The following is an 11,640-nucleotide window of genomic DNA, read 5'->3' on the forward strand; positions in this document are numbered from 1 at the left end:
GTTATCTTGTTGTCTCATTCACGGCTCTATACCTGGTTTGATGGCTTTTCATTTGGAGGCATCAGCAACCAGACAGGCAGTTACCCGGGAATTAATTTTGCAACATACATCCAGACGAATATGAAATTTATCTCAAGCCTTGTTCTTTCCGCTTCGGCTTTGTTTCTGCTAAGCTGCTCTGGCGGCGAGAACACCAAGTATAACGATGGTGTTACAGCAAGTCCGCCGCCTGCAACAGCCACCACACCTGCTACGCCAGGCCAGCCGCTTAACATGCCGCAAACGCAGACTTCCAGCACTGCCACGGCAGGAGCCGTAAACCCGGCACACGGCGAGCCCAACCACCGCTGCGATATTCCGGTGGGAGCACCTTTGAGCACCCCCGTGCAGCCCAGCCTGAACCCGGTTGTGCCCGGACAGACGGTGCCTCAGTTTAACCCACAGGCAGGTGCCACAGCACCGGGCATGAACCCGCCGCACGGGCAGCCCGGCCACGATTGCGCTATTCCGGTTGGGGCTCCTCTCAACAAGTAATTTCAAGTTGAGGGTTGGCAGCAGTCCATCAGAACAAATACAAGTACGGCAGGCGCAGGCATAAACAGCCTGTGTCTGCCGTATTTCATTTTTATAGAATATACAATTTTTTACGACCTTTGTAGCTGCCTAAAGTATAAACACCCTTGTCTGAGCTGCTGAATTTCAATTACCCGCCTGAGCCGGCCACGGACCGCGTCACCTTGTTTGCCGATGTGATCCTGCCCCTGCCCCTCCCGAAGCTGTACACTTACCGCATACCCTTTGAGATGAACGACGAGGTGATGGTGGGTGTGCGGGTGATTGTGCAGTTTGGTGGCAAGCGGGTACTCAGTTGCATCGTAGCCGACATCCACGAAAATGCCCCTGCTGATTACCAGGCCAAGTATATCCTGGATGTGCTGGATGACAAGCCCATCGTAACAGCGCCTCAGCTAAAGCTATTTAAGTGGATCGCCGATTACTACATGTGCACGCTGGGCGAGGTGATCAACGCGGCGTTGCCGGCTGCCCTGAAGCTGAGCAGCGAATCGCGGATACAGCTGCACCCGCACTACAACCCCGAGGAGGACGAGCTTATACTTGCTGCCCAGGAAGAGAAAATCATTTTTGCGCTGCAGAACAACCAGGCCCTCACTTTTACCGAGGTCAGCACGCTGCTGCAGGGCAAGCCCTACCACAAGTACATCAAATCGCTGATCCAGAAAGAGGCGATCATCATATTTGAACAGGTAAGCGAAAAGTTCTCACCCAAAGTGGTGAAGAAAGTGCGCCTTACGGAGCACTTTGTGCAGGAAGAAGGCATGCTGGAGGAGCTTTTCAACCAGCTCACGCCGCAGCCCAAGCAGCTCGACGTGCTGCTGAACTACCTGCAGCTCGTGCCCGTGCACCAGGACATCCACCTGAACTACAAAGGCATCGAAAAAGGCGCTCTTGTCAACAACCCGCACCTGTCCGCTTCCTCCATTAACACGCTGATCAAAAAAGGCGTGCTGGAGCAGTTCGACCAGGTGGTGTCGCGCTTCCCGATGGACAAGGAACCGCAGCAGCTGCCCATGGCACTGTCGGAGCACCAGTTGCAGGCGAAGGACGAGATCCTGGGCTTGTTCAAGGAGAAAGACACGGTGCTGCTGCATGGCGTAACGGGCAGCGGCAAAACCGAAGTATACATCGACCTGATCAAGCACGCCCTGGAAGGCGGCGGCCAGGTTTTATACTTGTTGCCAGAAATTGCTTTGACTGCCCAAATCGTGACGCGCCTGATGAAGGTATTTGGTGATAAACTGGGCGTGTACCATTCCAAGTTCTCCGATAACGAGCGCGCCGAAGTATGGCAGGGCATTTTGGCCGGCCGCTTCCAGGTGGTAGTGGGCGTGCGCTCTTCTGTTTTCCTGCCCTTTCACGATTTGTCGCTGGTGATTATTGACGAGGAACACGAGGCCAGCTACAAGCAGTACGACCCGGCTCCGCGCTACAACGCCCGCGAGACGGCGCTGGTGATGGCAAACCTGCAGGGCACCAAAACCCTGCTCGGCTCGGCCACCCCTTCCATCGAAAGCTACTACAACTGCAAGACCGGCCGCTGGGGTTTGGTAAGTATGACCAAGCGTTTCGGGCAGGCCCAGCTACCGGAAATAGAGCTGATTAACGTGCGCGACGAGCAGCATCGCAAAAACATGCACAGCCACTTCTCCGGCAAGTTGCTCGGTGCCATCGAAGCACGGCTGCAGCGCAACGAGCAGGTAATCCTGTTCCAGAACCGCCGTGGCTACGCGCCGTTCATCTCCTGCGACGAATGCTCCTGGATTCCGAAGTGCAAGTTCTGCGCCGTGAGTTTGTCGTACCACAAGTATAACAACGAGCTGCGCTGCCACTACTGCGGCTACCACGAGCGTATGCCGCACGACTGCCCGGCCTGCGGTGCCACCTCCCTTAAAAGTATGGGCTTCGGTACCGAGAAGGTGGAGGACGAGCTGAAGCTGATGCTACCCAACGCCGAGGTGCAGCGCATGGACCTGGACACCACCAAGAAAAAAAACAGCTATCAGCAGATCATTTCCGATTTCGAGTCGGGCCGCACCAACGTGCTGGTGGGTACGCAAATGGTAACCAAGGGCCTAGACTTTGAAAACGTGAGTCTGGTGGGTATCCTGAATGCGGATACCATCATTAACTTTCCGGATTACCGGGCGCACGAGCGGGCGTACCAGCTGTTTGTGCAGGTAAGCGGTCGTGCCGGGCGCAAGAGCAAGCCAGGTGCCGTGCTTATCCAAACCCGCGACCCGAAGCAGCCCATTTTCACTAAAGTTAGCAACAACGATTACCAGAGCCTTTACGACCATGAAATTGAGGAGCGTCTGCGTTTTGGTTACCCGCCGTTTACGCGCATGATCCGCCTCACTGTCAAGCACAACGACGAGCCTACCGCTGAAAATGCGGCCATTGTGCTGGCTAAGGACCTTACTGACAGGTTAGGAAAGCCGCAGGTGCTGGGTCCGGAGGTGCCCTACATTTTCAAGATCCGGAACCTGTTTCTGCAGGAAATCCACATTAAGCTGCCCCGCGAAACAACCAACCTGAAGGCTGCCAAACACCAGGTGGCGCAGGCTGTCTTCAATTTAAGGTTACTCCCTGATTTTAAGAGTGTGCGGGTGGTGGTGGATGTGGACCCGATGTAGGCTTGATCTGCATAGTAAGGGAGGTTTGCGAATTTAGCTTTCAGCAGTCATTATCTTCTCACTAGTGTCATCTCGACGACAGGAGAGATCTTTTCTGTATTCCAGATAGATTTCTCACTGGGTTCGAAATAACAGAATGGAATATGAGATGGGTGAAAAGAATGTCTACACCACCACATTTCTCACATCGTACTTCACCGCTTAATGCTAAAACCAGGAATTTATAAGTAAGATTGAATCAAGTGGCTTCTGTAGCTTTCAGGAGAGATAGAGGAATAAATACCGCTATTGAGGTTAAGCGAAAAAATATTTCAGCTAAGTATAAACCAAACGCGAACTCTGCCGTAAACAAGGATACCTTTGGCTAAAAGTTGAGAACCTGAAAGTCCGATTGTTCAGAAGGAACAATACAGATTTTCAGGTTTTCCCTTTTTATACCCCTCCCTACTGCGGTTTATCCTTCCGAAAAAGTATGAACAGGTAAATAGAACCGAACACCAGGAAAACTACCAGAATAAAAACGTCCAACGACTCGTATTCCCCGGTCCAGATGCGGTAAGCGTTGAGGCCTGCAAAAAAGAAACAGGCAATGGTCATGACAATGCGGAATGTTCTGCGGCTCTGCATGAAAACTTAATTAGGAGGTGTATCCTCTTTGAAGAACAGGAAAGTATAAACCACGCCAAGCATCACGAAAGCGCCCAGCATAAACAAATCAAATGCACGGTAGTTAGCCGGACCATTCAGTAACCGCACCAGCTTAAAAACAGCATACCCAAAGCAGACGACTGCCAGCAGCAGCCTAAGTTTCTTCCTGTTCGTCATTATTTCATTTACAAGATGTTATAAAGTAAAAGATGTTGCTCACACCTTCTTTTTGCGGTTCGGTATGTGCAAGTTGTACTGCTTAAAAAATACACTGCCGTAAAGACTATCACATCATATACAAAAGCACCCAAACCGTTATCAGCACTGTGCCCACTATGTTCAGGAAAAAGCCTGTTCGCACCATCGAGCTAATGGAAATCTGTTTGCTCCCGTACACTATGGCATTGGGAGGTGTGGCTACCGGTAACATAAATGCCATACTGCACGCCACTACCACACCCAGCACCGGGTAAAGCAGCGGCAAACGTAGCCCTTGCAGCACACCAATGATAATAGGAACAAACGTAATAGCAATGGCTGTGTTAGAACTTATTTCGGTGAGCATCAGCACCAGGAACACCAGCGAAAACACCAGCAGCACCTGCGCCTCCGGATCAGTATAATTGGTGATGCTGCGGCCGATAACGTCAGCCAGGCCAGAAGTTACTACCAACTGCCCCAAGGCCATGCCACCGCCGAAAAGCAGGATGGTGTCCCAGTCTATTTTCACCAGGTCCTCTGATGTAAGGGTGCCAGCACCGTTGTTTTCCTGCCCCGGCGGTATCAGAAACAGCAGTAGCGCCGCCAGCACAGCCACCGTGCTTTCAGAAAAATAAGTGCCCATAAACGTATAGGCACGCCCCATGCCCAGCAGGTTAAAAACACCCGGTGCCAGCCACAGGACAACGGCCAGCACAAACACAGCCATTGTTATCTTTTCTCCCTGCCTGAGTTGGTTACGCTGCTGCTGGTGCTCCGCTACATAGGCCTTTACCACCTGCTGGCTGTAATTGCTTTTTTTCAGGAAATAGCGCATGTAAAGCAGCAGCACCCCATACATGCTCAGCGAGATAGGAAGCGCCAGGTACATCCACTGCAGAAAATCGATGCTTACACCCTGCTGCGCCAGGTAATTCACACCGATCAGGTTGGGTGGAGAACCGATTATGGTGCTGATGCCTCCAATGGAGGCGCTGTAGGCAATACCGAGCAGGAAGTATACGGCCGTGCTTTTTCCATGCGCGTCGGGTGGGCAAACGAGTTGCGTCACGCCGAGCATCAGGGGCAACAGCATCGCCACCGTTACCGAATTGCTGACCCACATGGAAAGGGAGAACGAGATAAAGGAAAAGCCCATGAATAGCCGAAACAGGCTCTTCTGAAAATAAGGCTGTGAAAGTATAAACAAGGCAATCCGCTTGTCCAGGCCGTGGCGTGTCATAGAGCGGGCCAGCAGAAAGCTCCCGATAAAAAGCAGGATGATCGGGTGGCCCAGGTTCTGAAACGCTGTTTCTATCTCGGCAATGCCCATTAGCACGGCCAGCAACACCCCCAGAAAAGCCGTCATGGAAAGCGGTATCACCTCCGTCATCCAGAACACCAGGCAAAAGGCCATAATGGTGGCTACCAGGCGCGGCTCATAGACAAGGGCGGGCGTGATAAACCATACGGCCAACGCCAGCAAAGGAGCAACCAGTAAGCCTGTGTTTCTGCGTGACAGCTCCATAGCGTAATAGAAGTATAACAGTGCCTGATTTCTAAATATAGGTAATTACAGATATGCCTCCAAAACAAAAGCTGCTGCAGGCACTTTACCTACAGCAGCTTTTGTTTGTGCTTTCAAAGGGTTACACCAGGTAACGCTCCCGCATGATTTTCTGGTGGTGCACCTCGTGGCCAAGTATAACGAAGCCCAGTGCCCGCACGCTCACCTCCAGGCCGCTGGCTACGCCCCGCTGGTTCAGCGCCTCCGCATCAAAGCTTTTGAACAGCTCAATGGTGGCCGTTCGTAGCGAAGTATACTCGGCTATGATGGAGTTAATGTCACGGGCGTCGGCTTTGGCTGCCTGGGTGTAGGCGCCTTCGTCGAAGCCGGGCAGTTCGGTTTTGTCCTGCCGGGCAAAGCGCAGGGCGCGGTACGTGAAGATGCGCTCGGCATCAATCATGTGCACCAGCAGTTCTTTGATGCTCCACTTGCCGGGGGCGTAACGGTAGTGCAACTGCTCTTCCGACAGGCCCTGTACCAGGCCTGTAATGAACAGATAACTCGCCGTCAGGCCCTCCAGTAGGTTTTCGGTTTTGGCCTGTTGCACATAATTAGCTATTAAGCCACTGTACTCCTCAGGTGCCGGGTAGGTGATAGGTTGTTGCGTCTGCATAGATTTATACTTATAAGTATAGCTGCTGGCAAGGTACGGATTTATACTTTAGCAAGGATGCCCCGAACAAAAAAGCCCCTTCGCCAGAGCAGGCGAAGGGGCTTTTTTTATACTTATACAGGTTACTGCCCTACCACAAAAACGGCGTTGCCGAACAGCAGTTTTCCACCCTGCCAGAAGCCCCGGAACAGCGGGTTATCCGCCATGTAAATCACCTGGCCGCGGCCCAGTTCCTGTGTTCCCAGCACTAGCGCATCCTGCAGATCCTCTTTCGCATCCTGCCCCACAAAACCTGTTACGTAGTTGTCTTTCTTCAGAACCCCTACATTCCAGCCCTCCTTCAGGTAGCTGTACGCCTCCAGGTTGCGGATCAGGGCAAAGTAGTTGTCGCCGTAGCCGTAGGCCAGCGGGTGGGTCTTGTCCAGGTTCACCCTGAAGATACTTCCCTGCACCTCGCTGCCCAGTGCTTCCCGCTCCCGGTCGGCGTAGGTGCGCAGGTTCTCGTACGGGTTCTCTTTTTTGTCTTTAGCATCCTCCTTCTCTTTGCTGTCCTCTCCGTTCTTCTTTTGTAGCTCAAAGCCTTTTTTACCGACCAAGAAGCCTGCTGCACTTTCCATGGCAATCAGCTTGCCGCCGCCGCGCACCCAGTTCTGCACCTTCTCCAGCGTCGCCTCATCCAGCACGTCGCCATAAGATCCGGTAGGCAAAATCAGCACATCAAACTCCTGTAGCGGCACCCGGCTAAAATAGGCCGTATTCAGCACCGTAACCGGGTAGCCGATCTGCTGCTCAAAGAAGTGCCATACTTCCCCAAAACCGTAAGGCGATACGCCCTCACCCGACATCAGCGCTACTTTCGGCATTTTGAGGTAACGCACGCTATTCGATCCGAAATCGGCCCCACTAGTTACAAAGCCCGTATTTGTTGCCCCCAGCTGCACATTGTATTGAGTTGCCAGCGCACGCACGGTGACATCAAACTTTTCGCCCAGGCGCTCGTTACCGGTGCGGGTAATGATGAGTGTACCCGGCTGATAGGTGTTGTCGTTTATGGTAAAGGCTTTCTCGGCCATCCGCACTTTCACGTTCTGCTCCATCAGCTCAGTCATGAACTTCAGGTCCTGCACACTTGTCCAGGGAGCAAGGTACGCGTAGGGCTTTTCGATGCTGATGGCTGCCGGAGCGGCCGCAGCCGGCTTGTTGCTGTTCATGTCTACCTTCCCTTTCACCGCGTATGCCTCCAGGTTGTAGGCGTAGGGCAGCGCCCAGGAGGTGATGTCGTAAGTCAGGGAGTCCTCCAGGGTGGTGTTTGGCTCAAACAGCACCTTTACCAGGGTAGATTTTGGCTGATACATGCTGATCACCACGTCCTGCGGTGCAAGCTTCACACTTTCGGTTTTGCCATTGCGGTAGTTGTAACCGCGCACCGAGCCGCTCTTGCTGGCGTAGCCGTACTGAATGCCCTGCTGTTCTAGGTAATCCGTCAGCAGTTTCAGGTTGCTCGCATTGCGGCTATCGCCTTTGATCACGAAGGACTTGAAATCCCCTCCCGGATTTTTCAGGTTATCGTCATAATACTTCTCAAACTCCCGCTTTATCTGGTCTGCCTTCTCAGAGGTTGCCTGCATGGTGGCCTTACTCGCCGCCACATGGTGGGCAATTCTGTCGGTTAAGGTAAGCGTATCGCCATCCTCCTTCTTGTAGGCCAGCCCCGCACGTCCCGAACCGCCTTGCTCGTAGGTCATGCCGATAGCCCCGTTGTAGGTAGGCCAGGTATCGCCGTAGCTCGGATAAAGCAAATCAAAGCTTTCCCGGGTAAAGTATAGCCAGTTGTTTTTATCGAAGTACTGGCGGTTATACTCGCCGATGGTATTCTGAAACTGACGCTGCCACGGCGTAATGCTCTCGTGAAACGGTTTGGCAGCCGGTGAGAAATAATAAGGTGACTCCGGACCCATCTCGTGAAAGTCGGCGTGCACCTGCGGCAGCCAGTTGTTGTACACATCCAACCGCTGCTTCGACTCAATTTGTGTTTGCCAGGCCCAGTCGCGGTTCAGGTCGAAGTAATAATGGTTCGGCCTGCCGCCTGGCCATGGCTCCCAATGCTCCCAGGCGTAGGGCGAGGCGTTTCCACCACGGTTAGAGGCCTGCTTGTACCACTGCACATAGCGCTCGCGGCCGTCAGGATTCACCACCGGGTCCACGATGGCAATTGTGTTCTGCAGCCACTCCTTACTTTGTGCGTTCGAAGGGTCAACGAGGTCATACAGCACCTGCATCACCGCTTCAGAACTTACCGATTCATTGCCGTGCACGTTGTAGCTGAGCCAGGCAATGGCCGGTTGGTTTCCCTGTACCGGGCCGTCCTGCAGGTTGGCCTGCCGGAGGTTGTTTTCCCGGATCTGCTCCAGGCGCGGCAGGTTATCGTCAGAGGCCACATAAGCCAGTACCAACGGGCGGTTCTCATAGGTGCGGCCGTATTCCTGCACCTTTATACGGTTGGGAGCCTGTGCAGCAAGGTAGTTCACATAGTCGAGGATGCGGCTGTGGGGCGTAAACTGCTCGCCGAGCTTATAGCCCAGGAACTGCTCCGGCGACTGCAGGCGCTCCTGCGCTAGTGACACTTGTGCCCACAGCAGCAACATTGTAAAAGCGAACAGGCGCTTCAAAGGGTTTATCATGGTCTTCTTTCTAATGATTAGTTTTCGCGTTGGGGTAGAAAAAGAATACAATCTGCGCAAAAAACGTGAATCTGGCAAGTATAGCCTTCTGCATATCGTGTTGCGGCGTGCTAAGGTTACTGCAGTGTTATGTTTTAATTCAAACAAAAAGTTGTTTAAACAAATAAATAAAAAGGTGTACCTTTGTACCAGAAATCAATTTTGGGTTTCTGCATCGCCTTTAGGGAGCTTATAAGGGAAGAAAGCTTAACGCAGCATTAGACTTCCTCAACAGCGGGTAACGGTGTATTATACCTGCTGAAGCCAATAGCCCCTCCCGGCGATTTACGGATAGCAACTAAACTAACTAAACTTCAATCAGACCCGGCGCTTTGCACCGGGTTCTGTTTTTTTAGGCACTTTTGTGTATATTCTCCCTCCTGCTCCCCGTATGCAACCTTATGCAACAAACAGCCATGTTGATCTTCCTTCTGTTGTACCGTGGACTAATGGGCCTTTTGGGCCTGATACTGCTGTTCCTGCTGTCGGCTTTTGTTGGAAGCAGCCTCACCGTTAACAGCAGCTATGCACAGGCCAAGCGACAGGGAAATGAAGTGGAAATCTTTGTTACCTCCAATGGCGTGCACACCAGTCTGGTGCTGCCCGTGTCCACCCCCTACATCGACTGGCGCGAGAAGCTGCCGCTGCACCAATTCGCCCAGGTAGATAGCAGCTACAGGTACCTGGCCTTTGGCTGGGGCGACCGCAGGTTCTTTATGCAAACACCGGAGTGGAGCGATCTGAAACCAGGTGTGGCGCTGCAAGCTGCCTTCTGGCCTACCCCCACCGCCATGCATGTGCGCTACATCCGCTCCAGGCTAATCCCTAACAGGCAGCAACAGCCTATACTTGTTTCGCCGGAAGAGTACCGCCGCCTTATCCAGTTTATCGAAGCCTCATTTGTACAGCAAGACACCGTTTACGCGCACATCCCAGAATCCGGCTACACAAAGTACGACACTTTTTATGAGGCGCACGGCAAATACTACCTGCTCAAAAACTGCAACAACTGGGTAAACGAGGGATTGAAAAGCATGGGCCACAAGGCCGCGTGGTGGGCGCCGCTCCCGTTCTCGGTTATGCGCCACCTGCGTTAACAGAAAGAGCCCCGAACAATGCCGGAGCTCTTTCTGTTGATTTCACTTTATACTTGTTAGCGCATCGGCACTTCCAGCAGCAGCAGTTCTGCATTGCCAGCTGCTTTGATGCTGAAACTGTCCGTATCGCTGATTCCCATGCCGTCGCGCTTGCTGAGCATTTCGCCGTCAATCGTTACTTCACCCTCCAGCACAAAGGCGTACACGCCGTTGCCTGATTTGTGCAGCTTGTAGTTCTCCGCGAAACCGCTTTCTAGGCTGCCGAGGGTAAACCAGGCATCCTGGTTAATCCACACGGCGCCACCTTCTTTATCGGGGGCCACGACGGTTTGCAGTTTATTCTTGCGGTCTTCCGGGTTAAAGGCCTTTTGCTCGTAGCGCGGAGTGATGTCCTGCTCTTTTGGGAATACCCAGATCTGCAGGAAGTTCACCTCATCGGTTTTGGAGCCGTTAAACTCTGAATGCGTGAGGCCGCTGCCAGCCGACATAATCTGCACTTCGTTTGTGCGGATTACCTCCTTTGTGCCGGTGCTGTCCTGGTGCGCCAACGACCCCTTCAGCGGGATGGAAATAATCTCCATGTTGTCGTGCGGGTGCGCGCCGAAGCCCATTCCCGGTGCCACCACGTCGTCGTTCAGCACGCGCAACAGGCCAAAGCCCATCCGCTCAGGGTTATGGTAACGGGCAAAGCTGAAGGTGTGGTGTGAGTCGAGCCAGCCGTGGTTGGCATGCCCACGGGTATCGGCTTTATGTATGATTTTCTTGCTCATAGTTCTGTGTTTTGAGTATTATTGCTGATTCCATTCTCCCTTGAACGCTAGCTCACTTAGCGGCTTGCGCTGACGCGGTGCCAACTCACGGGTTTTCAGTCCTTCAGGCAAAGACTCCGGATCGCCGGCATAACCTACCGCGCCCATCGCCACGGGTTCAAAACCTTCCGGAATTCCCAGCACCACTTGTGCGCGGGCAGCATCGTAACCGCCCATTAGGTGCACGTGCAGGCCCATATCTGTTGCCTGAAGCAGGATGTTGCCGGTAGCAAGACCTACATCATGCAAGGCAACGCTGTTTAGCTTGCCGTTGAAGTCGTAGTTCTTCTTGGCCACCGTAATAAATAAGGCTGATGCGTTTTTGGCCCAGCTGTTGCCCTCTACCAGGCAGCTAAACAATTTATCAAAGGCCTCCCGGTTCTCTTTGGTGGCATAGATAAAGCGCCAGGGCTGCTCGTTCATGGCCGAAGGTGCCCACCGGGCTGCCTCGAACAGCGTCTCCATCTGCTCCTCGCTTACCGATTCGTTTGTGAAGGCGCGAGGGCTCCAGCGGCTCTCAATAAGTTGGTGCACTGCGATTTTATTTTCTGTGGATGTTGCCATACAATATTTTAGCTATTGGGTATTTTGTTCAATTTATCTTAACTCCTGCCACCCTGAAATTGTTATTGTAGCACCGGATATACAAATTTAATGTACATACATTTAATGTACAAACATTTCATTAGAAAAGTTTCGCTACGGTGAAATTTTAAGATCCAGATTGTGGCCAGGCGCCCTTCGCGGCATATAAAAAGTAGAATAGTGAAAATTAT

General features: G+C 52.7%; 10 protein-coding genes. 3 read left to right on the forward strand and 7 right to left on the reverse strand.

Annotated features, from left to right (window positions below; all coding sequences use genetic code 11):
- Positions 1–120 precede the first annotated feature (120 nt).
- Entirely contained in the window at positions 121–534 is a 414-nt protein-coding gene (locus A0W33_RS02755) for a hypothetical protein (RefSeq protein ID WP_068836751.1), read from the forward strand.
- A gap of 146 nt (positions 535–680) precedes the next feature.
- On the forward strand, positions 681–3,212 hold the full coding sequence (gene priA, locus A0W33_RS02760; protein WP_068836752.1) for a replication restart helicase PriA: 2,532 nt from the start codon (positions 681–683) through the stop codon (positions 3,210–3,212).
- A gap of 444 nt (positions 3,213–3,656) precedes the next feature.
- On the opposite strand, the gene A0W33_RS02765 is transcribed toward priA, so the two are convergent.
- The 5 genes from A0W33_RS02765 to A0W33_RS02785 form a co-directional block, all read right to left on the reverse strand.
- Positions 3,657–3,839, reverse strand: a complete 183-nt coding sequence (locus A0W33_RS02765; RefSeq protein WP_068836753.1) for a hypothetical protein — start codon at positions 3,837–3,839, stop codon at positions 3,657–3,659.
- A 6-nt stretch (positions 3,840–3,845) separates the two neighbouring features.
- Positions 3,846–4,037, reverse strand: coding sequence for a hypothetical protein (locus tag A0W33_RS02770; RefSeq protein ID WP_068836754.1), 192 nt, complete (start codon positions 4,035–4,037; stop codon positions 3,846–3,848).
- Between the two features lie 109 nt (positions 4,038–4,146).
- Positions 4,147–5,586 carry an SLC13 family permease gene (locus tag A0W33_RS02775; protein ID WP_068836755.1) on the reverse strand — a complete coding sequence of 480 codons (1,440 nt, stop codon included), beginning with the start codon at positions 5,584–5,586 and terminating at the stop codon, positions 4,147–4,149.
- A gap of 121 nt (positions 5,587–5,707) precedes the next feature.
- A complete protein-coding gene (locus A0W33_RS02780; protein WP_068836756.1) occupies positions 5,708–6,238 on the reverse strand; it encodes a DinB family protein in 531 nt (176 codons plus the stop codon).
- Positions 6,239–6,360: 122 nt separating this feature from the next.
- Positions 6,361–8,919 carry a M14 family zinc carboxypeptidase gene (locus A0W33_RS02785; protein WP_082815107.1) on the reverse strand — a complete coding sequence of 853 codons (2,559 nt, stop codon included), beginning with the start codon at positions 8,917–8,919 and terminating at the stop codon, positions 6,361–6,363.
- Between the two features lie 455 nt (positions 8,920–9,374).
- On the opposite strand from A0W33_RS02785, the gene A0W33_RS02795 reads away from it, so the two are divergent.
- The gene (locus tag A0W33_RS02795) at positions 9,375–10,055 is read left to right on the forward strand and encodes a TIGR02117 family protein (RefSeq protein ID WP_074937169.1); all 681 of its coding nucleotides are present in this window, start codon (positions 9,375–9,377) and stop codon (positions 10,053–10,055) included.
- Between the two features lie 56 nt (positions 10,056–10,111).
- Here A0W33_RS02795 and A0W33_RS02800 read toward each other — a convergent pair whose 3' ends face one another.
- Together A0W33_RS02800 and A0W33_RS02805 are read right to left on the reverse strand one after the other, a co-directional pair.
- A complete protein-coding gene (locus tag A0W33_RS02800) occupies positions 10,112–10,825 on the reverse strand; it encodes a pirin family protein (RefSeq protein WP_068836759.1) in 714 nt (237 codons plus the stop codon).
- 18 nt (positions 10,826–10,843) lie between these two features.
- A complete protein-coding gene (locus A0W33_RS02805; RefSeq protein WP_068836760.1) occupies positions 10,844–11,428 on the reverse strand; it encodes a nitroreductase family protein in 585 nt (194 codons plus the stop codon).
- Positions 11,429–11,640 lie beyond the last annotated feature (212 nt).

The sequence above is a fragment of the Pontibacter akesuensis genome, assembly GCF_001611675.1.
In the GTDB taxonomy this organism is placed as follows: Bacteria; Bacteroidota; Bacteroidia; order Cytophagales; family Hymenobacteraceae; genus Pontibacter; species Pontibacter akesuensis.